At 68.5% G+C, this 25,338-nt stretch carries 24 protein-coding genes and 1 tRNA gene; 14 read left to right on the top strand and 11 right to left on the bottom strand.

Going from position 1 to position 25,338, the window contains the following annotated elements; genetic code table 11:
* Positions 1-52: 52 nt before the first annotated feature.
* The gene (locus ACTIEW_RS03755; protein WP_439476569.1) at positions 53-1,060 is read left to right on the top strand and encodes an aspartyl protease family protein; all 1,008 of its coding nucleotides are present in this window, start codon (positions 53-55) and stop codon (positions 1,058-1,060) included.
* Here ACTIEW_RS03755 and lpdA read toward each other — a convergent pair.
* The 4 genes from lpdA to ACTIEW_RS03735 form a co-directional block, all read right to left on the bottom strand.
* A complete protein-coding gene (gene lpdA / locus ACTIEW_RS03750) occupies positions 1,057-2,472 on the bottom strand; it encodes a dihydrolipoyl dehydrogenase (RefSeq protein WP_439476568.1) in 1,416 nt (471 codons plus the stop codon). The genes ACTIEW_RS03755 and lpdA overlap by 4 nt on opposite strands.
* Before the next feature lie 117 nt (positions 2,473-2,589).
* The gene (locus ACTIEW_RS03745; RefSeq protein WP_439476567.1) at positions 2,590-3,081 is read right to left on the bottom strand and encodes a hypothetical protein; all 492 of its coding nucleotides are present in this window, start codon (positions 3,079-3,081) and stop codon (positions 2,590-2,592) included.
* 65 nt (positions 3,082-3,146) lie between these two features.
* Complete coding sequence (locus ACTIEW_RS03740) at positions 3,147-4,931, bottom strand: ATP-binding protein (protein WP_439476566.1); 1,785 nt, start codon at positions 4,929-4,931, stop codon at positions 3,147-3,149.
* 258 nt (positions 4,932-5,189) lie between these two features.
* Positions 5,190-5,399, bottom strand: coding sequence for a hypothetical protein (locus ACTIEW_RS03735; protein WP_439476565.1), 210 nt, complete (start codon positions 5,397-5,399; stop codon positions 5,190-5,192).
* A 6-nt stretch (positions 5,400-5,405) separates the two neighbouring features.
* On the opposite strand from ACTIEW_RS03735, the gene ACTIEW_RS03730 reads away from it, so the two are divergent.
* Positions 5,406-6,647 (top strand): putative DNA modification/repair radical SAM protein, encoded by a 1,242-nt coding sequence (locus ACTIEW_RS03730; RefSeq protein ID WP_439476564.1) that lies wholly within the window; start codon positions 5,406-5,408, stop codon positions 6,645-6,647.
* Entirely contained in the window at positions 6,648-8,078 is a 1,431-nt protein-coding gene (locus ACTIEW_RS03725) for a UdgX family uracil-DNA binding protein (protein WP_439476563.1), read from the top strand.
* 339 nt (positions 8,079-8,417) lie between these two features.
* On the opposite strand, the gene ACTIEW_RS03720 is transcribed toward ACTIEW_RS03725, so the two are convergent.
* A tRNA-Gly gene (locus ACTIEW_RS03720) sits at positions 8,418-8,492 on the bottom strand.
* Positions 8,493-8,611: 119 nt separating this feature from the next.
* Positions 8,612-9,394 carry an SDR family oxidoreductase gene (locus tag ACTIEW_RS03715; RefSeq protein WP_439476562.1) on the bottom strand — a complete coding sequence of 261 codons (783 nt, stop codon included), beginning with the start codon at positions 9,392-9,394 and terminating at the stop codon, positions 8,612-8,614.
* Positions 9,395-9,451: 57 nt separating this feature from the next.
* On the opposite strand from ACTIEW_RS03715, the gene ACTIEW_RS03710 reads away from it, so the two are divergent.
* Positions 9,452-9,850: a YkvA family protein gene (locus tag ACTIEW_RS03710; RefSeq protein ID WP_439476561.1), complete on the top strand. Its 399-nt coding sequence runs from the start codon at positions 9,452-9,454 to the stop codon at positions 9,848-9,850.
* Here the strand turns inward: ACTIEW_RS03710 and ACTIEW_RS03705 are convergent, their stop codons facing one another.
* Genes ACTIEW_RS03705 through ACTIEW_RS03695 form a run of 3 tightly spaced genes read right to left on the bottom strand, consistent with a single transcriptional unit; the run spans position 9,851 to position 12,365 of the window.
* On the bottom strand, positions 9,851-10,579 hold the full coding sequence (locus ACTIEW_RS03705; protein ID WP_439476560.1) for a 2OG-Fe(II) oxygenase: 729 nt from the start codon (positions 10,577-10,579) through the stop codon (positions 9,851-9,853). It lies immediately after the preceding gene.
* Positions 10,576-11,577 carry an NADPH:quinone oxidoreductase family protein gene (locus ACTIEW_RS03700; RefSeq protein WP_439476559.1) on the bottom strand — a complete coding sequence of 334 codons (1,002 nt, stop codon included), beginning with the start codon at positions 11,575-11,577 and terminating at the stop codon, positions 10,576-10,578. The genes ACTIEW_RS03705 and ACTIEW_RS03700 overlap by 4 nt, the downstream gene beginning before the upstream one ends.
* A complete protein-coding gene (locus ACTIEW_RS03695) occupies positions 11,577-12,365 on the bottom strand; it encodes a 2OG-Fe(II) oxygenase (RefSeq protein WP_439476558.1) in 789 nt (262 codons plus the stop codon). The genes ACTIEW_RS03700 and ACTIEW_RS03695 overlap by 1 nt, the downstream gene beginning before the upstream one ends.
* 107 nt (positions 12,366-12,472) lie before the next feature.
* Between ACTIEW_RS03695 and ACTIEW_RS03690 the strand changes: the two genes are divergently transcribed.
* The gene (locus ACTIEW_RS03690) at positions 12,473-13,354 is read left to right on the top strand and encodes an isoaspartyl peptidase/L-asparaginase family protein (protein ID WP_439476701.1); all 882 of its coding nucleotides are present in this window, start codon (positions 12,473-12,475) and stop codon (positions 13,352-13,354) included.
* Between the two features lie 384 nt (positions 13,355-13,738).
* Positions 13,739-15,532, top strand: a complete 1,794-nt coding sequence (locus ACTIEW_RS03685) for a pentapeptide repeat-containing protein (protein ID WP_439476557.1) — start codon at positions 13,739-13,741, stop codon at positions 15,530-15,532.
* 203 nt (positions 15,533-15,735) lie between these two features.
* Here ACTIEW_RS03685 and acnA read toward each other — a convergent pair whose 3' ends face one another.
* Positions 15,736-18,441: an aconitate hydratase AcnA gene (acnA, locus tag ACTIEW_RS03680; protein ID WP_439476556.1), complete on the bottom strand. Its 2,706-nt coding sequence runs from the start codon at positions 18,439-18,441 to the stop codon at positions 15,736-15,738.
* A 162-nt stretch (positions 18,442-18,603) separates the two neighbouring features.
* On the opposite strand from acnA, the gene ccmA reads away from it, so the two are divergent.
* On the top strand, positions 18,604-19,242 hold the full coding sequence (ccmA, locus tag ACTIEW_RS03675; protein WP_439476555.1) for a heme ABC exporter ATP-binding protein CcmA: 639 nt from the start codon (positions 18,604-18,606) through the stop codon (positions 19,240-19,242).
* The gene (ccmB, locus tag ACTIEW_RS03670; RefSeq protein ID WP_439476554.1) at positions 19,239-19,904 is read left to right on the top strand and encodes a heme exporter protein CcmB; all 666 of its coding nucleotides are present in this window, start codon (positions 19,239-19,241) and stop codon (positions 19,902-19,904) included. The genes ccmA and ccmB overlap by 4 nt, the downstream gene beginning before the upstream one ends.
* A gap of 3 nt (positions 19,905-19,907) precedes the next feature.
* On the opposite strand, the gene ACTIEW_RS03665 is transcribed toward ccmB, so the two are convergent.
* A complete protein-coding gene (locus tag ACTIEW_RS03665) occupies positions 19,908-20,132 on the bottom strand; it encodes an alkylphosphonate utilization protein (protein WP_439476553.1) in 225 nt (74 codons plus the stop codon).
* Positions 20,133-20,247: 115 nt separating this feature from the next.
* Here ACTIEW_RS03665 and ccmC point away from each other — a divergent pair, with 115 nt between their 5' ends.
* The 6 genes from ccmC to ACTIEW_RS03635 all read left to right on the top strand — a co-directional run bounded on the left by ccmC (position 20,248) and on the right by ACTIEW_RS03635 (position 25,307).
* Entirely contained in the window at positions 20,248-20,970 is a 723-nt protein-coding gene (ccmC, locus tag ACTIEW_RS03660; protein ID WP_439476552.1) for a heme ABC transporter permease CcmC, read from the top strand.
* The gene (ccmD, locus tag ACTIEW_RS03655; RefSeq protein ID WP_439476551.1) at positions 20,967-21,128 is read left to right on the top strand and encodes a heme exporter protein CcmD; all 162 of its coding nucleotides are present in this window, start codon (positions 20,967-20,969) and stop codon (positions 21,126-21,128) included. The genes ccmC and ccmD overlap by 4 nt, the downstream gene beginning before the upstream one ends.
* Positions 21,125-21,703 carry a DsbE family thiol:disulfide interchange protein gene (locus ACTIEW_RS03650; RefSeq protein ID WP_439476550.1) on the top strand — a complete coding sequence of 193 codons (579 nt, stop codon included), beginning with the start codon at positions 21,125-21,127 and terminating at the stop codon, positions 21,701-21,703. Before ccmD ends, ACTIEW_RS03650 begins: the two co-directional genes overlap by 4 nt.
* A gap of 292 nt (positions 21,704-21,995) precedes the next feature.
* Positions 21,996-22,790, top strand: coding sequence for a DUF1223 domain-containing protein (locus tag ACTIEW_RS03645; RefSeq protein WP_439476549.1), 795 nt, complete (start codon positions 21,996-21,998; stop codon positions 22,788-22,790).
* A gap of 109 nt (positions 22,791-22,899) precedes the next feature.
* Positions 22,900-23,556, top strand: a complete 657-nt coding sequence (locus tag ACTIEW_RS03640; RefSeq protein WP_439476548.1) for a hypothetical protein — start codon at positions 22,900-22,902, stop codon at positions 23,554-23,556.
* 11 nt (positions 23,557-23,567) lie between these two features.
* Positions 23,568-25,307, top strand: a complete 1,740-nt coding sequence (locus ACTIEW_RS03635; protein ID WP_439476547.1) for a CHAT domain-containing protein — start codon at positions 23,568-23,570, stop codon at positions 25,305-25,307.
* Positions 25,308-25,338: the final 31 nt, after the last annotated feature.

Here is a 25,338-nt window from a genome sequence, read left to right as displayed (position 1 = left end):
TCTGAACGAGGTACAGTGACGCTTCAAAACCGCTGGGGAGGCGGCGCTGAGCGTGAGTGATTTTCAGGGCCTTGACCGTCGCGGTCTGATCGCTGGCCTGACCGCGGCCGTAGGCGTGGGCGCCGGCTGGCCCGCCGCGGCCCAGGACACGCCGCAAGACGCGGAACCCGAAGTCGAAGCGCAGCCGATTCAGCTGCTGACCAATCTGTTCACCCGGGTCGGGGCAGCGGTCTTCATCAACAACCGCGGGCCTTTCACCTTCGTGATCGACACCGGCGCGGGCGCCACTTCCATAGCCGACAGTCTCGCGGACCAGTTGGCGTTGCCACCGCTTCAGCCGGTGCTGGTGCACGGCATCACTGAAGCCCGGGTCACCCGCAGCGTCGCCGTAAGTCGGTTGCAGCTCAGCGGCCTCGGCTTCCGAAACCTGACCTGTCCGGTGTTTGAGCGCGACCAGCTGGGCGCGGACGGCCTCATCGGTCTGGACGTGCTGGGGCGGTTCAAGCTTCGCTTCGACGTCATCCGGCGTGCGGCCAGCCTCACCATGCGCGGCGTGGCCATCGTCATGGGCGGAGACATGCAGACCGGTTCGCGCATTCGTCGAGAAGGTCTGCGGGCGGTGACCGGCCGTTTCGGCCAGATGATGCTGACCCAGGTGACCGTTGATGGTCAGCCTACGGTCGCCTTCATCGACAGCGGAGCCCAGTATTCCATCGGCAATCTGGCGCTACGGCGGGCGATCGCGGCGCGGCGGCGGGACGGCGGCAGGCTGTCCCGAGCGGTGCCCATCTATGGCGTCACAGGCCAGAGCCTGAGCGCCGATCTGGCGCGCGTCGATGACCTGAGGCTGGGAGCGGCCCGGCTGGGCCCCACCCCCATGTTGTTCGCCGACCTGCACTGTTTCCAGACCCTGGGCCTGAGCGAACGGCCGGCCCTGCTGATCGGCGCCGACCTGCTGGGCCGGTTCCGCGAGGTCACCCTGGACTTCCCCAATGACACGGTGACGTTCGCCGGATTGCGCCGTCAGTCGACGCGGGCGCTGGAGATTCCGGGAAGTTAGGCCTGCATGGTCCAGCCCTCGACGCCCATGGCCGCCTGTTTGACGGCTTCCGACCGGGTCGGGTGGGGGTGGCAGATGCGGGCGATGTCTTCAGACGATCCGCCGAAGGCCATGGCCACGCAGGCTTCACCGATCATCTCCCCCGCCTGGGGCCCCAGAATATGGACGCCGAGGATGCGGTCGGTCGCGGCGTCGGCCAGCACCTTCACGAAGCCGTCGGTCTCGTGATTGATCTTTGCGCGGCTGTTGGCGCTGAACGGGAATTTCCCGACCTTGTAGGCCACGCCGGCCTCTTTCAGCTGGTCCTCGGTCTTGCCGACCCAGGCGACCTCAGGCGCCGTATAGACCACGCTGGGCACCAGATTGTAGTCGACATGACCGGCCTTGCCCGCGATCAGTTCGATCACCGCGACCGAGTCCTCCTCGGCCTTGTGCGCCAGCATCGGGCCGTGGGTGACGTCGCCGATGACCCAGACGCCGTCCGCCACCCGGAAATGGTCGTGGTCGACGAAGCCGCGCTTGTCGGGCGTGACGCCCACCGTCTCCAGACCCAGGCCTTCGGTGTAGGGACGCCGGCCGATGGCGACCAGAACCACATCGCCCTTCAGCGTCTCGGCGGCGCCGCCTGCGGCCGGCTCGACGGTCAGTTCGACGCCGTCCTTTGACGATTTCGCCGCCGTGACCTTCGACCCCAGTTTGAAGGCCATGCCCTGTTTGGTCAGGCTGCGCTGGAAGGCCTTGGCCAGATCGGCGTCCATGCCAGGGGTGATGCGGTCCAGATATTCCACCACCGTCACCTGGGCGCCCAGCCGGCGCCAGACCGAGCCCAGCTCCAGACCGATGATGCCGGCGCCGACGACGATCAGGTGTTTCGGCACGGTCGGCAGCGAAAGGGCGCCGGTGGAGTCCACCACCTTGCCGTCCTCAAAGGCCACGCCCGGCAGGGGGGTGGGCTCGGAGCCGGTGGCGATGACGATATTCTTCGCGGCGAGGGTGCTCACCGAGCCGTCGGCGACGGTTACCTCCACCCGGCCCGGGCCGGCGATGCGGCCACGGCCGCGGACCCAGTCGACCTTGTTCTTCTTGAACAGGAATTCGATGCCCTTGGTCAGGGCCGTCACGCTCTCGGCCTTCTGGGCCATCATCTGCGCCAGATTAAGCTTCGGCGTCACCTCGATGCCGAGGCCGGCGAACTCCTTGCCCGCCATCTCGTACAGTTCCGATGCGTGCAGCAGGGCCTTGGAGGGCATGCAGCCGACGTTCAGGCAGGTCCCGCCGAGGGTTTGGCGCATCTCGATGCAGGCGGCGGTCAGGCCCAGCTGTCCCGCCCGGATGGCCGCATTGTACCCGCCCGGACCGCCGCCGATGATGACGACGTCATACGAGGCGCTGGGAACGACGGCTTCAGCCATGGAATCTCTCGGGTCTGTCGTGGGGACGGAAAGGCGCGCGGAACCTAACGGCCCGCCCGCAAGGGTCAACCGCCGCGCCGCATATAGGGTGCGCCGGGACGGCCCGTCAGTCGGGATTCAGAAATTCAGCTGGCCCGCTTCACGCTTGCGCCGCATCCGGCGGCTCGCCACGACCACCAGCACGCCCAGAAGAAAGACCGCGCCCAGCACAAGCCAGACCGGATCGACCGGCAGGATGCTGACCGCCTCGGGCGCCGCCATGCTGGTGGGGCCGCCGGAGCGGGCGGCGATGTCGCCTCCGCCCTGCTGGTCGAGCGCCAGCCGGAGCACGGCGTCGGCGATGAAACCGAGGAAATAGGCCACGGCGGCCTTCGGATTTCCGGATCCGAGCATCAGCGCGGCGATCAGATACAGGACGACCGCACCGGCCCACAGGGTCCAGGCCGGCAGGAAGCCGAACAGTTCGCCCCCGGATTCGGCTTCAGCGCCCATGCGCGATGCGGCCACGTCGGGCCCGGCGCCTTCGAGGAAGGGAGAGATGAACGGCCAGGCCAGCCAGCCGGCGTAGCCGATGACCGCGAGCACCACGATGAATCGCAACAGTTTCACAAAGAACCTCCCGCCCCCGCGTTCACTATCATACGCCGGGCCGGCGAACGGTGAAAGGCGGCGGCTCAGGCCACGTTGGGAAGGGTGATCGAGACCTCGGCGCCTTCACCGGGCTTGCTGTCGATGGACAGGACGCCGCCGGACTGACGGGCGAAGGCATAGGCCTGCGACAGGCCGAGGCCCGCCGCCCCCTCGCGGGTGGTGAAGAAGGGTTCAACCGCGCGGGCGGCCAGGTCACGATCCATGCCCGGACCGCTGTCCCGCACGCTCAGCCGCGCCCCGCCCTCCAGCAGGGTCTCCAGCCGCACCGCGACCGATCCCCGGCCGGCGACGGCGTCGATGGCGTTCTGGGTGAGGCCGCGGACCGCGCCCTCGAAGGCGACCGGGTCGAGCCGCACGGGGGCGTCCCCGGACGGTCCCTCGATCATCAGGTCGACGCCCGGTCCGCCCAGGGCTCGCAGCCGGGTTTCCATGCCGCGTAGCAGCACGCCGGCGTCGAGGACGCGCAGCACCGGCTCGTCATCACCCTGCGAGAAGGCGGTCAGGCGGCGGGTCAAAAGTTCGCCCCTCTGGCCGGCGGCCAGGGCGGCCTGGCCGATGCGGCGCACCCGGGCGGGGTCGTCGGCCTGGCGCAGCATCATGTCGAGAGCGCCGGTCATAACCCCCAGCAGGGCGTTGAAATCATGAGCCAGCCCACCGGTCAGACGGCCGACGTTCTCCATACGACGACCTCCGGCCAGCTCGGCCTCGGCGTCCTCGCCGGCCTTGCGCGCGGCGGCCCAGGCGGACTGCGCCTCCTCACGGGCGGCGGCGGCGGCGGCGAGGGCTTCCTCGGCCTGGCGTCGGGCTTCATCAGCAGCCTCGCGCAGGGCGAGCGATTCGTCCGGGACAACCTCGGGCACATCGGCCTCCACGACGTCCGGTTCGGAGTGCGGGGCCGGCTCAGCGCGCTCTCCGGCCAGCAGCAACGCGTCGACGCGACCATCGGCATCGGACAGCGGCAGCATGGACCAGCGGATGTCGTCCTCGCCGCCGCGGCGCGAGACGAAGGCTTCGGCATCGCCGGCGGGGGCGGACAGGGCGGCGCGTAGAGCCTGACGGCCCTCGACGCGCTCGTCCTCGGCCAGGAACAGGTCGGCGAAGTCGCCGTCCGCCTCGGGGCGGCCCAGCACCAGCAGGGCGGTGCGGTTGGCCTCTCGCACCTGGCCGTCGGCTCCGACCACGATCAGGGCGCTGGAGGCGGCGTCGAAGACACGGCGCGTCAGGTCGTCGGAGGGGGCCGGGACGGGTTCCGGCATGATGACTTCGGGGGTCTGCAGGCCTTCGGTCTCGACGATGGCGGCGGTCGAGCCGGTGATCTGGCCCAGCTCGTTCTCGATCGGCATGGCCGTGACCGAGACCAGCATCTTGCGGCGCGAGGCGGGGTTGGCCAGCAGATGCTGGAAGCCCCGGACCGTCTGGCCGCGCAGGGCGCGAGCGCTCGGCAGCAGGTCCGGCGGCACGGGCCGGCCGTCCGGGAAGGTGATGCCCCAGGTGGCGGAATGGAAGCGCAGGCCGATCAGCTCGGCGTCCTTGCGGCCCAGCAGCTGGTGGGCGGCGCGGTTGGCGAACACGAATTTGCCCTGCCGGTCGGTCTCGACCAGAGCCACGGGAATGGCGTTCAGGGTTTCAAAGAGGCGTTTTTGGGAATCGTCGGCGACGCGCTGGACCAGATCGAGCTGATCCGAGGCGCTGACGTGTCGCGTGCTGTTGCGAAAGGCGAACCACAGGGCGACGAGGCCCACGATCCAGCCCACGGCGGCGACCGCCCCCAGCACCCACATCCAGTTGACCTGGCCTTCGAGAAACATGCGACCCGACTGTCCCGTTCTGGCGCCACGCGCGCCCGTCCGGGAGACACCTTGCAAACGGCGAACCGAACCGGTCCGCTTTCGCCCCGAAGGCGACCTAGCCGGGCCGGGGCGCGCCGTCCAGCGCCACGGTGCCGGATCGGGACAGGACCCATGACAACGGGGCCGGCCGTGGATTGCGGTCCGTCGGATCAGAAGGCGACGCGCATGACCCGTTGATAGACCGGCCACGCGGACTCGGTTTCCAGCTCGTACTCGTCATAGTCCGGGCGTTCTGGCCGCCTGGTCGTCAAACTTGTCGAACACCTCATCCCTCGAACTGTCGAGCAGGTTGGAGCCAGTCAGGCGGATGACGGTGTTGGAGAAGATGCGCTTTTCCAGGAACACCTCCAGATCGGCGCCGTAGGGGGCGAAACCGCTATTTCTGCCGGCCCCGCTCGACACGGGCGACGCGTTGGAACATAACATGAACTGATGACCGTCCTCGATCTGCGCAGCAAGCTCGCCGTCCTCGCGGATGCCGCCAAATACGACGCCTCCTGCGCATCTTCCGGGACATCAAAGCGGGACTCGATCGGTGGCAAGGGCGTCGGCTCGACCGAGGGCTTGGGCATCTGCCACGCCTACACGCCGGATGGCCGGTGCGTGTCCTTGCTGAAGATATTGCTGACCAATTTCTGCATTTACGATTGCGTCTATTGCATCAACCGGGCGTCCTCGAATGTGAGGCGAGCTCGCTTCAGTGTCGATGAGGTCGTCGAACTGACACTGAATTTCTACAAGCGCAACTATATCGAAGGCCTGTTCCTTTCCTCGGGCATTATCCGCTCAGGCGACTACACCATGGAACAGTTGGTTCTCGTCGCGAAGACGCTTCGAATCGACCACGACTTCCGAGGCTACATTCACCTGAAGTTGATCCCGGAAGCCGATCCGCTACTGATCGAGGAGGCAGGCCTCTACGCCGATCGATTGTCGGCCAACATCGAACTGCCGCGCGACGAAGCGCTGAAACGGCTGGCGCCGCAGAAGGATGTGGGCGTCATCAAGTATGCGATGGCTCGGGTGCGCCTCAAGGTGGAGGCGGCGCGTCCAGCGAAGAAGGACCGGGTGAAACCGCCGAGGTTTGCGCCGGCCGGCCAGAGCACCCAGTTGATCATAGGCGCGGACGGCGCGTCCGATACAGAGATCGTCGACCGGAGCGCCTCGCTCTACGCCGGATATGGCCTGCGCAGGGTCTACTATTCGGCCTTCAGTCCGATACCCGATTCGTCCAGCGCCCTGCCGCTGTCGAAACCGCCGCTGATGCGGGAGCACCGGCTGTACCAGGCGGACTGGCTGATGCGGTTCTATGGCTTTTCACCGGCCGAGATCGGCGACGCCGCCAACGACGGCATGCTGGACCTCGCCATCGATCCCAAACTGGCCTGGGCGCTCAACAGCCGGGCGCAGTTTCCGGTCGATGTGAACACGGCCGCGCGGGAAATGCTGCTGCGGGTGCCGGGGCTGGGGGTCAAGTCGGTCGACCGCATCCTGCAGGTTCGGCGCTGGCGAACCTTGCGACTGGAGGACATCGGTCGTCTTTGCCGGGGCATCCACAAGGTGCGGCCGTTCATCACCGCCCTGGACTGGACACCGGGGGGGCTGACCGACGCCGCCGACCTGCGCGTGCGGTTGACGCCGGCCGTGCGGCCGGTCCAGCTGAGCCTGTTCTGAATGCGCCTCGCGACCCTGACCGGCGAAACGGATTTCGACGGCTGGCGGGCGGCGGCCCGGGCTCTGCGGCAGGCCGGCGTCCCCCCGGAAGAGGCCGTCTTCCGGGTCGGGCGAAGCGTAGCGGGCCTGTTCGACGACGGCCTTCCCGCGCCCAGGCCGGACGCGTCCTTTCATACGTCCCGCGCCTTCGTCGATCTCGCGCAGTCTGTGATCCTGCATCGGTCGGCGGACAGGTTTGATCTGCTGTACCGATTGCTGTGGCGGATGAAGGCCGAACCTGACTTGATCCGGGTCGTCACCGACGTCGACGTGGCCGACGCGATCGAGCGGGCCAAGAATGTTAGCCGCGCCAGCCACAAGATGAAGGCCTTCGTGCGCTTCCGGCGGATCGAGGCGGCCGATGGCGAACGCTGGGCGGCCTGGTTCGAACCCGCACATCGGGTGCTCGAGCGGACGGCGCCGTTCTTCGCGCGTCGTTTCCCGACCATGCGCTGGGCCATCCTGACGCCGGACGGTTCGGCGGTCTGGGACGGTGATGCGCTGGCCTTCGGGCCGCCCGCGACCCGCGACATGGCGCCATCGGAAGACGAGGTCGAGGATTTCTGGAAGACCTACTACGCGTCGACGTTCAACCCGGCCCGGCTCAAGCTGAAGGCGATGCAGGGCGAAATGCCCAAACGGTACTGGAAGAACCTCCCAGAGGCGGCCCTGATCCGGGAGCTGACAGCGCAGGCGTCGGCCCGGACCGAGACCATGGTCGGGGCGCCGGCCACCGAACCCAATCTCCGGCTGGCAAAGACGTTGTCGCGCATGAACCGCGACCATGCCTTCGATGAAGGCTTCATCCCCTCTACGCTGGACGAGCTCGGACAGGCGGTTCAAACCTGCCGCCGATGCCCGCTATGGCGCGACGCGACCCAAGGTGTTTGCGGCGCCGGGGCGAAGCAGGCGCGACTGATGATCGTCGGCGAGCAGCCGGGTGATCAGGAGGATCTGGCTGGCCGACCCTTCGTCGGTCCGGCGGGTCAGGTGCTGGACGAGGCGCTGGCAGAGGCGGGCATCGACCGGGACGACGCCTTTGTGACCAATGCAGTGAAGCATTTCAAACATGAGCCGCGGGGAAAACGGCGCATCCACAAGACGCCGCTCGTCAGCGAGATCAGCGCCTGCCGCTGGTGGCTGGATGCGGAGCGGCGGCTGGTCAAGCCGAAGGTTATCGTGACCCTCGGCGCGACCGCAGCGCTGGGCGTGCTGAACCGGAAGATTGCCGTGATGACGGAGCGCGGTGAGCCGCTTCCACAACCCGACGGCTCCCAGGTCCTGGCGACCGTGCATCCGTCCTACCTGCTCCGGCTGCCGGACGAGGCGACCCGACGCGCGGAACGCCGCCGCTTCGTCGAAGACCTGAAGCGCGTCCGGGCTTTGCTCTGAATCTACAGCGCCCGAAATCGCGGCTGGGCGGGTGTCGTCAGGTTAACCGCGCCAAGTCGAGAAGGGCCTGCCCGGCCGAAATCAGGCAACCACAGTGGCCCAGACAGACTCGCATCGGTGCGGAAGCGGCGAAGAGCGGGTCTGCTGATCAGATGGCGCTTGATGTCGAAGGTGTTGTCGTCGCCGCGTGGGTGGTGACCCCAATGAGTGCTCTTGGCGCAGAGCCCATGCGGGGCGGTGGCTGGAAGTCCCTTGTCAAACTGGTCCCAGCCCGCGATCGCGGGCTGGGAGTCCACTTTTCCAGGACGGAGTCCAACGAGTTGGGTCGTCCTGCACGACTGGAGCGGGCGAAGAGATTCGAACTCTCGACCCCAACCTTGGCAAGGTTGTGCTCTACCACTGAGCTACGCCCGCACTTCAGTCGGAGGCGGGCGTATAGCGGGAAGGCCCGATCCCTCGCAAGCCCCCACCGCACTTTTCCTTGCGCTCAAGCAGCGAGCGACCGCGTCGCGAGCGTTAGCGCCCTACCCGCGTCAGCGGGGCGCCAACCTGATGGCGCCGTCCAGACGGATGCATTCGCCGTTGATGTAGACGTTGCGGGCCAGCTCCAGAACCAGCGAGGCATAGTCCGCAGGCGTGCCCAGGCGGCTGGGGAAGGGAATGGCGGCGGCGAGGGCGTCCTGAATCTTCTGGTCCATCCCGGCCATCATCGGCGTCCACATGATACCGGGCAGGATGGTGTTGCAGCGGATGCCTTCCTGGGCGAGGTCGCGGGCGACCGGCAGGGTCATGGCGTAGACGCCGCCCTTGGACGCGGCATAGGCCGCCTGGCCGATCTGGCCGTCCTGGGCCGCCACGGAGGCTGTGTTGACGATCAGGCCGCGTTCGCCGTCGGCCAGGGGCTCCAGCGCCGCCATGCCGGCCGCCGACTGGCTCAGGACGCGGAAGCTGCCGAACAGATTGACCCGCACGGTGCGTTCGAACTGGGCCATGTCATGGGCGCGGATCTCGCCCGTGTCCTTCTTGCGGCTGACCGTCTTCTGGCCGGTGGCGATGCCGGCGCAGTTGACCGTGAGGCGCTCCTGGCCATGGGCGGCGCGGGCCTTCTCGAAACCGGCGGCGACCGAGGCGTCGTCCGTCACGTCCACGTGGCAGAAAACGCCGCCCAGCTGTTCGGCGATGACCTCTCCGCGTTCGGCGTTCATGTCGAACAGGGCGACCCTGGCGCCCGTGGCGGCGATGGCTCGCGCCGTGCCTTCGCCCAAGCCGGAGGCTCCGCCCGTCACCACCGCCGCAATCGACCCGTCGAGTTTCATGGCCGGAGCCCCTATGTTGATTTTGAACCAGAGATCAGTCGCGGAGATTTAGCCGCCATGACCACGAATGCCAAACCGATCACGCCTGAAGACGCGCTGGACCCGTCCCGCGCCCTCGTCCCCTCCATACAGCAGGTCAATGAGGTGCGGGTGCAGAAGGGGTTCTGGCCCAAGATCCGGCGCACGGCGGCCCGCATTCCCTTCGCCCGGCAGGTGATCAGTGTCTGGTATGCGGCCCGCGACCCGGAGACGCCGACGGCGGCCAAGGGGATCATGCTGGGTGCGCTCGCCTATTTCGTCCTGCCGTTCGACGCCATTCCCGACATTTTCGCCGGCATCGGCTTCACCGACGACGCGGCGGTGATCGCGGCCCTGATCGCCACCCTGGGCGCCAATATCAAGCGCCGGCACAAGGATCAGGCCGACGCTGCGCTGGAACGGTTGCGCGACGTTTGATCAGTCTTGCGGGCCGATCGCCTGGTGCGAGCGCAGCCAGCCGGTGATCGACAACCGGTCCCGGGGCGCGAAGCTGGCCACCTGGGTCACCGCATGGCGCATCGGCACGGCGAATATGTTGAGGGCGTTGAAGGCGGGTGCAAAGCCTTCCTCGATATGCCCGTCCGCCGCCTCGAAGGCCAGCACCCCGCCCCAGTCGGGGCGCCAGTCGCGCGTCAGGTTGAGCACATAGGCGTAGAGCCGGTTCTTGCCGGCCGCCGTGTCGTCATGGCCGGTCAGGACATGGCCGGGCCGGTAACGGGTGGCCTGGGCGTCGGCGAAGTCGATGCGGGCATCGCCGGTCACAGTCCGGACGAAGGCGATGAAATCCGGCCCGTTGAGGAAACCAGGCACCTCGCTGACGGCGTCACGCGGCGCCTCCTCCGGCTCCATGTCCAGCCGGCGGGTGTCGAAGATGTACTGCATGCGCGGCTCGGCCCCGTCGACGCGGGCCTGGTCGATCCAGCCCTGTTTGCCGGGCTCGTCGGCGACGCGGCCGCTGAGGGGCAGCTCGAAGAACTCACCCCCGGCGGAAACGCTGACCTTCCAGCCGTCGAAGGCCTCCATGGCCGCGACGACCGCCCCGGCGCTGTCGGGATCGAGGACGCCGGGGATGTGCAGCCGCCGCCGCGCCCCAAACGCCTGGTGCAGCGCCGCCGCGTCCAGCGAGGGCGACAGGCGCAGGGTCACGATTCGACCGTGACCACGACCTTGCCCATCACCGAACGGTCGCCGAGGGCCTTGATGGCCTCATGGGCGCGTTCCAGCGGATAGGTGCGGCTGACGCGCGGGCGGATCCTGCCCTCGCTCCACATCTTGAGCAGGTCGGCCATGTTGGCCGCGTGGGCGGCAGGGTCGCGCATGACGGCCGCGCCCCAGAACACCCCGATCACCGACACCGACTTGAGCAGGGTCAGGTTCAGCGGCAGGGCCGGAATCCCGCCCGGAAAGCCGACCACCAGATAGCGGCCGTTCCAGTCCATGGCCCGCAAGGCCGGCTCGCAATAGTCGCCGCCGACGGCGTCATAGACCACGTCCGGTCCGTCGCGGCCCGAGGCCAGTTTCAGCTCGCCCGACAGCTCCTTCTGCGCCGCCTTGTCCATCCTGCCGGAGGGATAGATCAGGCCGTTGTCGGCGCCGGCGTCGAGGGCGAACTGGACCTTGTCGTTGGTCGAGGCCGCGGCGATGACATGGGCGCCCATGACCTTGCCCAGCTCGACCGCCGCCACGCCGACGCCACCCGCGGCCCCCAGCACCAGCAGACTCTCGCCGGCCTTCAACTGCGCCCGATCCTTCAGCGCGTAATATGACGTGCCGTAGGTCATCACGAGCGCAGCGGCCGTCTCGAAATCCATGGCGTCGGGGATCTTCATCACCGAGGCGGCCGGGACCGCCAGCCGTTCGACCATCCCGCCCCAGCCGGGCACGGCGATGACCCGGTCGCCCTTACGGACGTTGGTCACCCCCTCGCCAACGGCCTCGACCACGCCCGCCACCTCGCCGCCGGGCGAGAAGGGGCGCGTCGGCTTGAACTGGTACTTGTCCTCGATGATCAGGGTGTCGGGGAAGTTGACGCCTACGGCCCGCACCTCGATCACCACCTCGCCCTTCATCGGCCGGGGGTCCAGCACCTCCTCGACGACGAGGGTTTCGGGACCGCCGGGGGCCTTGGACAGGACAGCGCGCATCAGGGGGGTGTTCCTTGGGTCTTGCCGGAGGCGGGGCTCCGGCCGGGGAGGAGGCTGAGGTCGATCTGGCGCACCCAGCCGGTGATCGACAGCCGTGGCGCCCCGGCGAAGGGGGCGACGCAGGACACAGCGTGGGCCTGGGGCACGCGGAACAGGTTCAGGGCGTTCCAGGCCGGGCTGTAGGCCTCGGCTACGTGACCGTCGGCGTCGATGAAGTTCAGCAGACCGCCCCAGTCGCTCCGCCAATGCGGCGTCAGGTTCAGGACATAGGCGTACAGCCGTCCCTTGCCCTCGGCCGAGTCGTCATGCTGTGTCAGATAGTGTCCGCGTTCGTAGCGGGTCGCCTGGGCGTCGACGAAATTGGGACGCGGGTCGCCGGTCAGGGCGCGTACGAAATCGAGAAACGCCGGACTGTTCAGGAACGCGTAGGCGGCCGCCAGTTCGGCGGCCAGCGGCTGCCGCTGCTCGGCCAGGTCGCTGATCCGGATGTTGTCGAACATATAGTGGAAGCCGTCGCGCGCCTCGGCATGGGCCAGTTGCACGAAGCGCATCGCCTGATCGGGCGGGAAGGCCTCCAGCTGTTCGACGGGAACGTCGATGGTCTGGCCCCCGCCCATGGTCGAGCACAGCCACAGTTTTTCCGTCGCGAGGGCCCGGTGCAGCATCCCGGCCGATTCAGGCTTGAGGAAGCCGGGGATGTGGATGCGGCCGAATTGTTTGAAGGCGGCGATCATGGACGATGGCTTCAGGCCCGGATCAATCTCGATGCGGGCGGAATTCGAAACCACGAAGGGCCCTGAAGCTTGCACGGATCATCCCTTGGCGCGCATGACGGGCGAAAGCGCCGCCGTCGTCACGTGACGCTAGCGACCCTCGACCCGAGATAAAAGAGGCCCTGATGACCGGCAGACCCGCCCTCATCCTCCACGGCGGCGCCGGCGCCCGGCGCGAGCGCGACTACACCCTCGAGATCGCGCATATGGGCGAGGTCGTCGCGGCCATGAAGGCGCGGCTGGACGCCGGGGCGAGCGCCCTGGACGTCGCCGTCGAGACGACGGTGCTGCTGGAGGATTCCGGCCTCTATGTCGCCGGCCGCGGGGCCTCCCCGAATCTGGCGGGGGCCTATGAGCTGGACGCCAGCCTGATGGACGGCGCAACGCGCAAGGCCGGGGCCGTCGCCGCCCTGCAGGGCTTCCGCAACCCCGTCGTGGCGGCCCGGGCGGTGATGGACCGCACCCCGCACGTCATGCTGGCCGGCGAGGGCGCGGCCCTGTTCGCCCTCGACCAGGGGCTGGAACGCATCGGCGACGAAGAGGCCTGGTTCACCCGGGCCGGGCAGGGTGAGGACAACCATCCGCCCGGCGCCCTGGCCCACGGCACGGTCGGCTGTTGCGTGCTGGACCGCGCCGGACGGCTGGCCGCCGCGACTTCGACCGCCGGCGTGTTCGGCAAGATGCCGGGCCGGGTCGGCGACACCCCCATCCCCGGCGCAGGCAGCTGGGCCGATGGCCGCGTGGCCGTCTCGGGCACTGGTCAGGGCGAATATTTCATCCGCGTCGCCGCCTGCGTGCAGGTCAGCTGGCGAGTCGCAGCGGGCCAGACTCTCGCCGAGGCCGGCCGCGCCGTCATCGACGAGATCGGCGACATGGGCGGCGACGGCGGGCTGATCGCCCTCGATCGGAATGGTAACATCGCCGCCCCCTTCAACAGCCAGGGCATGAAGCGGGCCTGGCTGACCCCCGACGGCGAGATCGGGGTCGAGGTGTTCAGGCGCTAGGCTCGCGCCTTACGGCTGATCGATGAGGTGAACCTTGTCATCCCGGATCGCCCCTTCGCGGCGTCCGGGATGACAAGGTTCGAGGTCGTTGAACATCCGCTTTCAGGTCCCAAGCCTGGCGCCGCTTTCGACCCTAGTCGGACCCTACCCGGCCACGGCTACCAGATCGATACACGGGGGTAGAGGCGGTCTTGACCTTGGCGACTACGCCCCTCAGGACCGCGGTTCGTGTCCATCTTCCGCCTGACGGAAATTCGCGCGGGCGGCGAAATGATGTACCGAGTCCACCGGGAGAGTTATGCTCTTGCGACGGTCCGGGCTGTCCGCTCTGTCTGCGCCCGGCGAACGGCGCGGCGACGCAGGCCGGCCCCGTGGGGGGGGCGAATGGTCAAGGAAACTGACAGCGCCGCTGACCGCGAGGCGCGCCGGTGGGCCGAATGGTTCAGTGCCGACTTCAGCTGGGACGGCCTGTCGAGACACATCATCCCGACCGGCGGCCTGCATGGTGAGAAGACTCTACAGGACTACTGGCGGCGCGATCCGGCTACCGGGGTCAGCCGTGATGATGCGGCGATGCGGGACGCCGGCCAACTGATCGACTTCGACGGCCGGACCTGGCACCTAGCCCATTTGCCGCCGCGTGGCCGAACGGGGTCGGCTACCAGTTCGAAGGCGAACCCGGACCACCCCGACTTTGCTGGGTTGGCCGCTCTGGTCGCCACCCGGGTCGCGGCGGGAGTCGAGACGTCCGGGTTCCGCAATCTCGATGGGTATAAGTTTTCGGGGCCAGACGGCCGAGCCCGGCTGGATGGCGCGGTGCTTGGGCCCTCCCCGAACCACCCTGATGGTAGTGCGAGTCCGCTACATCTGTCCTGCCGACACACCTGGTTTGGGCAGGCCGAGTTCGAGCACTCAAGATTCGGGCCCGGCGCAGACTTCGAAAGCGCGACCTTCACAGACGTCGCAAACTTCGAAAGCGCGACCTTCACAGGCGACGCATTCTTCGCAAGCGCGACCTTCACAGGCGTCGCATTCTTCGCAAGCGCGACCTTCACAGGCGACGCACGCTTCTACGGCGCGACCTTCATAGGCGGCGCATACTTCTACAGCGCGACCTTCACAGGCGGCGCATACTTCTACAGCGCGACCTTCACAGGCGACGCATACTTCTACAGCGCGACCTTCACAGACGTCGCAAACTTCGCAAGCGCGACCTTCACAGGCGGCGCATACTTCGCAAGGGCGACCTTCACAGGCGGCGCATTCTTCGCAAGCGCGACCTTCACAGGCGACGCACACTTCCACAGCGCGGTGTTCCTTGGCCCCGTCAGCTTCGCGGCCACTATCGCCAATCCGCAACGCCAATTCGCTGGGGCCTTCCTGGGCGCCCGCTTCGCGGCTCTGGCTGATTTTTCGGGGGCCGGCGGCGAAGGGAGAGGCGGGCTGCTAGCCGCTGCATTTGGCGGCGCGCAGTTCGAGAAGGGTCTGCTTCTGACCGACGGCCTTGACAAGGCGGCCGACAAGATCTTCCCCGAGCTGCTTGGGGGAGCCGAAGACGCCGCGTGGGCAGAGCTGGTCAGGGAGAAGAAAGGCAGGGCGGCGCGCAAGGAGAAGTTTGGTTGTAGAGAACGGAACCAGTTCCGTAAGAATGCCGAAAGAAGACGCCTCGTCGAACTGGAAAGTGGCTGTCGAACGCTGAAGGTGGCCATGGGCGCGGCGCGCGACGAAGTGCGCGAGCAGCGTTACTACAGGTTTCAGCTACGGGCCCGGCACAACCGTTCTGGCGTGTCTGGGATCGAAAAGTTTTTTGGTTGGCTCTACGGCCGAACGTCCAACTACGGCTCTGGTCTGTGGGGACCGATCCTGTCCCTGGGCGTACTCACCTTCGCCAGTGGTTTGGGTTACTGGGCATGGGCGGCCCATTATGGGGTGGCCGGTGATCAGGGTTTCTGGGAAGGGCAGAGTTTCGCGCTCAGTGTCGTTTTCAAGCCGTTCGCCGTTCTGGCCGCGACCACGAGCGATCCAGCGGTCAGGGACTGGTGGCCTGTCGCCTTGATGAATGTCAGCGCGAGCGTGGCCTGGGGTTTGCGGGGCGTGACCACGCTGCAGTCATTGGCTTCCGGGGTGCTGATCTTCCTGCTCGCCGTGGGCGTTCGACGGCGCTTCCAGATCGGGTAGGAAACATGCTGTCAGTTCAACGCAAACTTGTTTTCACGAGACGCAACGACAGCGAGAGGCCGTAGCCGACACCCGGCCCAAACGTTCAGTTTCCACCCACAGCTGCCTCCGGGAGGGCCCGCTGTTGGCACGGGAGCCCGCATCAAAGAAAAAGGGCCGGCGGATCGCTCCGCCGGCCCTCGACGTTTCGTCCGGGCTGAAGCCTACTCCGCCGCACCGCGCGCCAGATTGCGCAGCACATACGGCATGACCCCGCCGGCCTTGAAGTAGTCCAGCTCGGTCTGGTTATCGATGCGGCAGCGGACCGGGAAGCGGGCCATCTTGCCGTCCGACGGACGGAACAGCTCGACCCACAGGTCCTGACGCGGACGCAGCTTGCCGACATTGACGTCCGACAGGCCGCGGATGGTGACGATCTCCTCGCCGGTCAGACCCAGACGGGTCCAGCCCTCGGCCTTGAACTGCAGCGGCACCACGCCCATCCCGACCAGGTTGGAGCGGTGAATGCGCTCGTAGCTCTCGGCCAGAACCGCGCGGACGCCCAGCAGGCGGGTGCCCTTGGCGGCCCAGTCGCGCGACGAGCCGGTGCCGTATTCCTTGCCCGCGAACACGACCAGCGGCCGGCCTTCCGACTGGTAGCGCATGGCCGCGTCATAGATCGACATCGTGTCCTGCGACGGGAAATGTTTGGTCACCCCGCCCTCGATGTCCGGGGTGATCTTGTTGCGGATGCGGATGTTGGCGAAGGTGCCGCGCATCATGACTTCGTGGTGGCCGCGACGGGCGCCGTAGCTGTTGAAGTCCAGCGCATCCACGCCGCGGTTGGTCAGCCAGGCGCCGGCGGGCGAGGTCTTCTTGATCGAGCCGGCCGGGCTGATGTGGTCGGTGGTGATCGAGTCGCCGAAGATGGCCAGCACCCGGGCCTCAACGATGTCGGTGATTGGCGCCGGCTCCATCGACAAGCCCTCGAAATAGGGCGGGTTGGCGACGTAGGTGGAGCTCTCGTCCCAGGCGTAGGTCTGGCCGCCCTCGACCTTGATGCCCTGCCAGTGCTTGTCGCCCTTGAAGACGTCGGCATAGCGTTTGGCGAACATGGCCGGGGTGACGCATTTCTTCTGGATGTCGGCGATCTCTTTCGAGGTCGGCCAGACGTCCTTCAGGAAGACGTCCTTGCCCTTCTTGTCCTTGCCGATCGGATCCTTCGAGATGTCGATCCGCATCGAGCCGGCCAGGGCGTAGGCGACGACCAGCGGCGGCGAGGCCAGGTAGTTGGCCTGGACGTCGGGGTTCACCCGGCCCTCGAAATTGCGGTTGCCCGACAGCACCGAGGTGGCGACCAGTTCGTTCTCGTTGATGGCCTTGGAGATGCTGTCCGACAGCGGGCCCGAGTTGCCGATGCAGGTGGTGCAGCCGTAGCCGACCAGGTTGAAGCCCAGGGCGTCGAGGTCGGCCTGCAGGCCGGCGGCGGTCAGATAGTCGGTGACCACCTGCGAGCCGGGGGCCAGCGAGGTCTTGACCCACGGCTTGACCTTCATCCCCAGCTTGTGGGCCTTGCGCGCCACCAGACCGGCGGCGATCAGCACCGACGGGTTGGAGGTGTTGGTGCAGGAGGTGATGGCGGCGATGACCACATCGCCGTCGCCGAGATCGAATTTCTCACCGTCGACCTTGACGCGCGGAGCGTCGGTGGCGCGGCTGAACACCTCGGTCAGGGCGGTCTCGAAGGCCGGGGCGGCGACGGTCAGCTCGACCTTGTCCTGCGGGCGCTTGGGACCGGCCAGCGACGGCACGACCGTGCCCATGTCCAGCTCCAGCACGTCGCTGAACACCGGATCTTCCGAGGTCTCGTCGATCCACAGGCCTTGCGCCTTGGCGTAGGCTTCCACGAGGGCGACGCGGGCCTTGTCGCGGCCGGTGGCGGTCAGATAGCCGATGGTCGCCGCCGAAACGGGGAAGAAACCGCAGGTGGCGCCGTATTCCGGGGCCATGTTGGCGATGGTGGCCTGATCCTCGATGGTCAGGCTGATGACGCCGGGGCCGAAGAACTCGACGAATTTCCCGACCACGCCCCTCTTGCGCAACATCTGGGTGACGGTCAGCACCAGATCCGTGGCGGTCGCGCCTTCCGGCAGGGCGCCGATGAGGCGGAAGCCGACGACTTCCGGGATCAGCATGGGGATCGGCTGGCCCAGCATGGCCGCCTCTGCCTCGATGCCGCCGACGCCCCAGCCCAGCACGGCGAGGCCGTTGATCATGGTGGTGTGGCTGTCAGTGCCGACCACGGTGTCGGGATAGGCCACGGTCGCCTTGCCCTCGGCCACGGTCCATACGGTCTGGGCCAGGCTCTCGAGATTGACCTGGTGGCAGATGCCGGTGCCGGGAGGCACGACGCGGAAATTGTTGAAGGCCGACGAGCCCCAGCGCAGGAATTTGTAGCGCTCGATGTTGCGCTCATATTCGCGCTCGACGTTCTGGTTGAAGGCGCCGGGCGTGCCGAAATGGTCGACCATGACCGAGTGGTCGATGACCAGGTCGACCGGGTTCAACGGGTTGATCTTCGTCGGGTCGGCGCCGAGGGCCGACATGGCGTCGCGCATGGCGGCCAGGTCGACGACGGCGGGCACGCCGGTGAAGTCCTGCATCAGCACCCGGGCCGGACGGAAGGCGATCTCGTGCTCGACCGAGCCCTTGTTGTCGATCCAGGCGGCCACGGCCTTGAGGTCGGCTTCGCTAACGGAAACGCCGTCCTCATTGCGCAGCAGGTTCTCGAGCAGCACCTTCATCGAGCGCGGCAGGCGCGAAATGCCGGTCAGGCCCGCTTCCTCAGCGGCCGGAAGGCTGTAATAGGCGTATTTCTTGCGCCCGACGGTGATGTCCCGGCGGGTCTTGAGGCTGTCGACTGACGGCATGGAGAGGCTTCCTCTGGTTCACGCCGCCCGACAATCCGGTTGCACGATCGCGCGGTCGACGGCGGGGCGCACAGGTCCCCGACGCGCGCGGCGAACGCCTGCTGCGGCGGGGCTGGATATAGCGATGGTTCCGGGTCCCGTCCATGTATCCACGTCGGGAGCATGGGCATTGAGAGGGGTTCGCAACTGGGGGGGTCGCGGATGATTTCCGTTTCAGCCCTGACGGTTTCACGCGGCGAGCGGGTGCTGTTCCGCGACCTGTCGTTCGACATCGCCCCGGGCGAGGCCGTGGCCCTGACCGGGGCGAACGGAGCGGGCAAGACCTCGCTGCTGCGCGCCCTCGCCGGCTTCATCCGTCCGGACGCCGGGGCGGTCGTCTTCGTCGATGTCGAACCGGCTGCGGCCCGGGCCAATCATATCCACTGGCTCGGCCATCTGGACGGATTGAAAGGCGGTCGCCGGGCGCGCGAGGAGCTGGACTTCCAGGCCCGCTGGGCCGGAGCGAATGACGACGGGATCGCCGCCGCCGCCGATGTGCTGGCGCTGGAGCCCCTGCTGGACCTCGAGGTGCGCCAGCTCTCGGCCGGACAGCGCCGCCGCCTCGCCTTCGCCCGGCTGGTCGCCGCGCCCCGTCCGCTGTGGCTGCTGGACGAACCCTTCGCCCCGCTCGATGCGCGCTGGCGGGCCGCCCTCGGCCTGCTGATGCAGGCGCACCTCGACAAGGGCGGCGCCATCCTCGCCGCCGTCCACGACCCGCTGCCCGTCGCGGCGCGCGCGCTCGACATCGGGGCCGGGCGATGAAAGGGCTGCTGATCCTGTTCCGGCGCGAGCTGGCGCTGGCCTGGTCCGGCGGCGGCGGACCGTTGCTGGCCTGCGGCTTCTTCCTGTGCCTGACGGTCCTCATTCCGCTGGCGGCGGGTGGCGATCCGGCGGGCCTCAGGCCGGTTGCGGGCGGGATCGCATGGCTGGCCCTCGCCCTGTCGTCGATCCTGTCGCTGGAGCGGCTGTTCGAGCGCGATCTCGAGGACGGGGCGCTGGACCTGATCGCCCTGGGTCCGATCCCGCTGGAACTGGTCGTTCTCGCCAAGGCCAAGGCCCAGTGGCTGGCGGTCGGCGTCCCGCTGGCCCTGACCGCGCCGATCGCCGCGATCACGCTCGGCCTCCCGCCGTCGCAAGCGCCGCTGGTCGTGCTGTCAGCCCTGGTCGGATCGCTGGGGTTCGCCCTGACCGGCGCGCTCGGTGCGGCGCTGGCGCTGGGATCCAAACGCGGCGGCCTGCTGATCGCCGTCGTGGTCCTGCCGCTGTTCATTCCACCGGTGGTGTTCGGTGCGGGCGCGCTGGAGCGGGCCGTCAACGGCCTCGACCCGACGCCGGCGCTTGCCTTCCTCGCCGCCTGGGTGCTGTTCGCGGCGGTGGTCACGCCGTTCGCAGGGGCCGCGGCGGTCCGGAATGCGCAGGGCTGACGATCAGGCCTTCTTGACGAATTCCGTGCGCAGCACGAGGCCGCGCACCTTGTCGACATTGGCCTCGATCTCATCGGAGTCGCCGGTCAGCCGGATGTTCTTGACCAGCGTTCCGCGCTTCAGCGTCACTCCGCCCGAACCCTTGACCTTGAGGTCCTTGATCAGGGTCACGCTGTCGCCGTCGGCGAGGATGTTGCCGTTGGAGTCCTTGGTCACGTCATCGGTCATGGCGGGGTCTTTCGGGTCGGATTTGTCGTTGCCATAGCACGGCGCCTGCGTCGCGGGGCCACCCCGTGATGTCCCCATATGGCGCGCGCCGCCCCGGCCCGCTAAGGAGTCGACGATGTTCGGCCTCGCCAACCCAGACCGCTTTCTGCGCTTCACCCGCCCGCTGACCCCGGTGCTGTGGGGTCTGGCCGCCGTTCTGCTGGCGGTAGCGACCTGGTTCAGCTTCACCGCGCCCGAGGATTATCAGCAGGGCGACACGGTGCGGATCATGTTCGTCCATGTGCCGGCGGCCAGTCTCGGGCTGATGGCCTATGGGGCGCTGGGCGTGTCCAGCTTCTTCGCCCTGGTGTTCCGCCATCCGCTGGCGGACGCCGCCGCCCGCGCCGCCGCCCTGCCCGGCGCGGCCTTCACCGCCCTGGCCCTGGTCACCGGCAGCCTGTGGGGCAAGCCCATGTGGGGGGCCTGGTGGGCCTGGGGGGACGCGCGGCTGATGTCGGTGCTGATCCTGTTCCTGTTCTATCTCGGCTATATGGCGCTGCGGGCCTCGATCGACGACGAGGTCAAGGCCGCCCGCGCCGCGGCCGTGCTGGGCCTCGTCGGCCTGATCAACCTGCCGATCGTCAAATTCTCGGTCGACTGGTGGAACACCCTGCACCAGCCGGCGTCGCTGCTGCGGGCGGACGGCCCGTCGATGTCGGCGGTCTATCTGACGCCCCTGCTGATGATGATGGCCGCCTATGGCGCCCTGTTCCTGGCCATCTGGCTGACGTCGATCCGCACCGAGATCGTGCGCCGCCGGGTGCTGTCGATCCGCGCCCGCAAGGCTCTGGAGGCATGAGCATGTTCGACCTCGACATGGGCCGCTACGCCGCCTTCGTCTGGCCCGCCTGGGCGCTGAGCGCCGCCGTCCTGGCCGCGCTCGCCGCCCGCGCCATGATCGCGGCCCGCCGCTGGTCGGCGGAGCTCAAACAGCTGGAAGACGAAACCCCAAAATGAGCCGGTGGCTGTCCGTCGTCCCGCTCATCGTCCTTGTGGCGCTGTCGGCGCTGTTCATCGGCTGGTCGCTGAAGCGCGATCCGGCGATCAAGCCCGACGCCATCGTCGGCCAGCCCATCCCCGAGACCGTCCTGCCCATGCTGACGGGCGACCAGCCCGGTCCCGGTCATCTCGACCTCAAGACCGCGGGCGTCGGCAAGCCGATGCTGGTCAATGTCTTCGCCAGCTGGTGCGCGCCGTGCCGGGCCGAGCACCCCAATCTGATGGCGCTCAAGGCCCGCGGCGTGGCTGTGGTCGGGGTGGCCTGGAAGGACGACCCTGTCGCCACCCGCGCCTTCCTCGACGAACTGGGCGATCCCTATTCCATGGTGCTGGTCGATCGGGAGGGGCGTGCGGGCCTCGATCTCGGCATCACCGGCGCTCCCGAGACGTTTGCGGTCAACGCCATGGGCGTGGTGGTGGCGAAGTCGTCCGGCCCCCTGATCGACGCGGCCGAGGTCGAACGGCTGGTCGCGGCCATCCAGGCTCCGGTCCGGCCCCTGCCGACAGCGACATCGCGCGAACCGGGGCGTTAACCCCTTTCCGACGGTTTTCATTAACCCTGTCGGCATGAGCGCGATTCGACCCAATCTCCCGTCCGTCCTGTTTCCACCGCAGCCCGCCGGGCAGGCCCCTGTGCGGGTCGCACGCTCGGATTTCTTCAAGGCGGCGCTGGATGCGGTGCAGACGGGCGGAGCTGAACCGACCTCACGCTCTGCCGAGCCCCCGTCCGCGCCGACAATCCAGGAAGAGCGGCCGGCGCGCCCCGGGGCCCTGTTGGACATCCGCGTCTGATCATCCCCCGCAGCGTTCGGCCTTCACGCGAAAATGAGCGGCGCGTTTTCGCCTGCCGTGATTAACCTCTCCGCCATGCGAGCGAGGGGCTGGATCATCCCTGCGGCGGCCCTGGCGGCCGCCCTTGTCGCGGCGGGGTCTGTGGCCCAGCCGTCGTCGGCCCGCGCCGCGCGCGAAACCCCGCCGCCTGAGCCTGTGGTCATTGAGCTGTTCACCGCCCAGGGCTGCGCCGGCTGTCCCGAGGCCAACGCCCGTTTCGAGTCCGTCGCGGCCGAGCCCGGCGTCATCGCCCTGACCTACGCCGTCGACTACTGGGACTATCTGGGCTGGGAAGACACCTTCGCCCGGCCTGAATTCGCCCAGCGTCAGCGCGCCTATCGCAAGCCCCTGAGACTGCGCGACGTGGCGACGCCCCAGGTCGTGATTGACGGCCGCCGTCAGGTCGTGGGCGCCCAGGCGCCGGCCCTGCAGAGCGCCATTGATGAAGAGGCCGCGCGCCGTGTGTTTCCGCCCGAGATCGAGTTCCGCGCCGGCGGCGACCGCGTCGGCGTCGGCTCCGGCCGCGTTCCGGTCGGGGGCGCCGAGGTGGTGGCCGTGACCTTCACGCCCGGCCCGCAGGAGGTCGTGATCGCCCGGGGCGACAATCGCGGGCGCACAGTGCGGCACATGAACGTCGTGCGCTCGGTGCGGACTCTGGGCGAGTGGACCGGACGACCCGCCCTCTACGCCCTGCCCCGCGCCCGCGAACCAGGTCAGGCCGTGGCGATTCTGGTCCAGGCGAAGGACGACCGGCGCATCCTGAACGGCGCCGTCCTGGCCCCGCGCTGACCCGTCGGCCACCCCTGTCAGCTTCCGTCAGTATCCCTGTTCTCCCAAAGGCCCGGACAGTGCATGATCGGCCCGCAGTCCGTGGGCCGGACAGCGAGCGGGAACGGTGATGCGTATCGGCGGACGGACATGGATCGGCGCGAGCCTCGCGATCGGCCTCCTTTTCGGCGCCGGAGCCGTGGCGACCGCCGGGCAGGAAGACATTGTGCTGACGCCGGCCGCGCGCGGCGTGACCCAGGTCCTGACCGCCGCTGAACTGGCCGCCTGGGGCCGTGATCGCAGCGACGCGGGCGCCCTGATCATGGCGGCTCGCCTGCTGGCCGAAGTGCCAGTGCGGCAGACCGAGGGCGAGACTCCCTTCCTGACCGCCGCAAGCCTGCTGGACGAGGCCGCGGCCATGGCCGGCGACAATCCCGGGGTGGTAGACGCCATCGACCGCCTACGCGATCCGCTGACCCGGGGCGTCCGGTCGTCGATGTTCGGCGCCGGACCGGTGCTGACGGTGAAATCTCTCCAGGCCCGCGAGCGCTGGGCCTTCGACGTCGAGGCGCGCGGCGGGGAGGTCCTGCGGGTCGCCGCCATCGGCGACGGCGACACGAATATCGATCTGGTCGTGCGCGACGCCCGCGGCGCCGTGGTCTGTCGCGACGGCTTCGGCGACCACTATCCGGTCTGCACGGTCTCTCCGCGCGCCGGCGGCCAGATGCAGGTTGATATCGTCAACCGCGGCGACGTCTGGACCAAGGTCCAGGTGCTGAGCAACTGAGGCCCGAACGGATGATCGCAGCCCGGGCGGCAAGGCAGCTGGCTTCCGTCGCCGCGATCGTCGCCGTCTTCGCCGCCGGCCCGGCTCCCGCACGTCAGGAATCGCCCGCCGCCCTGCGCGCCGAAGCCTATGAGGCGGCGCAGTGGGCCATCGCTTCCGACGCCGCCGACGCCCTGGCGCGGGTCTCTGCCCGTTTCGCCCAGGGCGACGACGCCCTCGGCCGGCTGGCGGAGGAGCGCGAGGACCTGATCGAGCGCCGCGACCGGCTGGAGCGCGAGCTGGAGCGGCTCTACGCCTCGGAAGACGCCGCGGCCCTTGCCGACCGAGCCCGGACCCGCGCGGCCTGGGAGGCGACGGTCGAAAGGCTGCGGGCCGTGGACGCTGACATTGACGCCCGCTTCCCCGCCTATTCGGAACTGACCAGCCCGCGCGCCCTGTCGGTCGCCGAAACCCAGGCCCTGCTCGGCCCGGACGAGGGTCTGCTGCTGGTGCTGGTCAATCCCGAGGCGACTTATGTCTGGGGCATATCGCGGGAGCGGGTCGAATGGACCCGGGCGGAGGATCTGGGCGATGCGGCGATGACCGCCGCGGTGAACCGGCTGCGGGCCTCCCTGACCAGCGCCGGCGCCGTGCGCGGCGGTCCGGACGTCGATCCGATCCTGTTCGCCGGACCGCAGGCGAGGCCGTTCGACCGCGCCACGGCGCATCGTCTGTATACGGAGCTCGTCCAGCCCGTCGAAGCGGCCTTCGAGGGCAAGACGACGCTCATTTCGGTCGTCACCGGCGCCCTGACCTCCCTGCCGCTGTCGGTGTTGACGACCGGAGCCCCCACAGGCTCCGACGCCGCGCCCGAGGCCCTGGCCGCGACGTCCTGGCTGATCGACCGCTACGCCCTCGCCACCCTGCCGTCGGTATCCAGTCTGGAAGCATTGCGGTGCCATCTGGTCGCTGATCCGGGGCAGCGCAGCGCGGGTTGTCCGCAGCCGCGTGGAGCTGTGGCGCGGCGGGCTGAAACCACCGGCGCCCGCCTGCACCTCGCCGCCTTCGGCGCGCCGCTGCTGACGGGCGAACCTGTGAACGCCACGCGTGGTTCCCCTGCGGCGGACGATGTCATGGGCGAAGGACGGCTGGCCGATGTCCGCAAGCTGCGGGCCCTGCCCTCCCTGCCCGGTTCGAAGCTGGAGCTGGAGACGCTGAAGACCCGCTATCCGGACGCCCTTGTCCGGATCGGTCCGGAGGCGACCGAACACGCGGTGCGCGCCCTCGACGCCGACGCCCTGTCGCGGGCGCGGTTCGTGGTCTTCTCGACCCATGGCCTGATGGCCGGCTCCGCCGCCGCCGAACCCGGACTGGTCATGACCCCGCCCGATCAGGCCACAGATGCCGACGACGGCTATCTGAGCGCCTCCGAGGCGGCCCAGCTGCGGCTGGACGCCGAGTTCGTGGTGCTGTCGGCCTGCAATACTGCGGCGTCCGACGGGCGGCCCGGCGGCGAGGGCCTTTCCGGGCTGGCGAGGGCCTTCTTCTACGCCGGGGCCCGGTCGGTGATGGTGTCGCACTGGGAGGTGTCGGACGTCGCGACGACGACCCTGATCACCTCGGCCTTCGCCGACCTCGATGGCCGGCGCGCCGGCGATCCGGGCGTCCGCGCCCGGGCGCTGCAGGCCGGCATCCGCGCCGTCCGCGCCGAACGCCGCTGGGCCCACCCTGCCTATTGGGCCGCCTTCACCCTCGTCGGCGAACCCGGCTAGGACAAAATCAGCCCTGAACGGTCCGGTTGCG

The sequence above is a fragment of the Brevundimonas sp. genome (assembly GCF_051860745.1).
GTDB lineage: Bacteria > Pseudomonadota > Alphaproteobacteria > Caulobacterales > Caulobacteraceae > Brevundimonas.
This window is presented reverse-complemented; position numbering and strand designations above follow the sequence as displayed.

Coding starts and splice junctions, on each gene's coding strand:
- lpdA (WP_439476568.1), bottom strand. CDS start 2,472: ATGGCTGAAGCCGTCGTTCCCAGCGCCTCGTATGACGTCGTCATCATC.
- ACTIEW_RS03740 (WP_439476566.1), bottom strand. CDS start 4,931: ATGTTTCTCGAAGGCCAGGTCAACTGGATGTGGGTGCTGGGGGCGGTC.
- ACTIEW_RS03735 (WP_439476565.1), bottom strand. CDS start 5,399: ATGTTATGTTCCAACGCGTCGCCCGTGTCGAGCGGGGCCGGCAGAAAT.
- ACTIEW_RS03730 (WP_439476564.1), top strand. CDS start 5,406: ATGACCGTCCTCGATCTGCGCAGCAAGCTCGCCGTCCTCGCGGATGCC.
- ACTIEW_RS03725 (WP_439476563.1), top strand. CDS start 6,648: ATGCGCCTCGCGACCCTGACCGGCGAAACGGATTTCGACGGCTGGCGG.
- ACTIEW_RS03715 (WP_439476562.1), bottom strand. CDS start 9,394: ATGAAACTCGACGGGTCGATTGCGGCGGTGGTGACGGGCGGAGCCTCC.
- ACTIEW_RS03710 (WP_439476561.1), top strand. CDS start 9,452: ATGACCACGAATGCCAAACCGATCACGCCTGAAGACGCGCTGGACCCG.
- ACTIEW_RS03700 (WP_439476559.1), bottom strand. CDS start 11,577: ATGCGCGCTGTCCTGTCCAAGGCCCCCGGCGGTCCCGAAACCCTCGTC.
- ACTIEW_RS03685 (WP_439476557.1), top strand. CDS start 13,739: ATGGTCAAGGAAACTGACAGCGCCGCTGACCGCGAGGCGCGCCGGTGG.
- acnA (WP_439476556.1), bottom strand. CDS start 18,441: ATGCCGTCAGTCGACAGCCTCAAGACCCGCCGGGACATCACCGTCGGG.
- ccmA (WP_439476555.1), top strand. CDS start 18,604: ATGGGCATTGAGAGGGGTTCGCAACTGGGGGGGTCGCGGATGATTTCC.
- ccmB (WP_439476554.1), top strand. CDS start 19,239: ATGAAAGGGCTGCTGATCCTGTTCCGGCGCGAGCTGGCGCTGGCCTGG.
- ACTIEW_RS03665 (WP_439476553.1), bottom strand. CDS start 20,132: ATGACCGATGACGTGACCAAGGACTCCAACGGCAACATCCTCGCCGAC.
- ccmC (WP_439476552.1), top strand. CDS start 20,248: ATGTTCGGCCTCGCCAACCCAGACCGCTTTCTGCGCTTCACCCGCCCG.
- ccmD (WP_439476551.1), top strand. CDS start 20,967: ATGAGCATGTTCGACCTCGACATGGGCCGCTACGCCGCCTTCGTCTGG.
- ACTIEW_RS03650 (WP_439476550.1), top strand. CDS start 21,125: ATGAGCCGGTGGCTGTCCGTCGTCCCGCTCATCGTCCTTGTGGCGCTG.
- ACTIEW_RS03645 (WP_439476549.1), top strand. CDS start 21,996: ATGAGCGGCGCGTTTTCGCCTGCCGTGATTAACCTCTCCGCCATGCGA.
- ACTIEW_RS03640 (WP_439476548.1), top strand. CDS start 22,900: ATGCGTATCGGCGGACGGACATGGATCGGCGCGAGCCTCGCGATCGGC.
- ACTIEW_RS03635 (WP_439476547.1), top strand. CDS start 23,568: ATGATCGCAGCCCGGGCGGCAAGGCAGCTGGCTTCCGTCGCCGCGATC.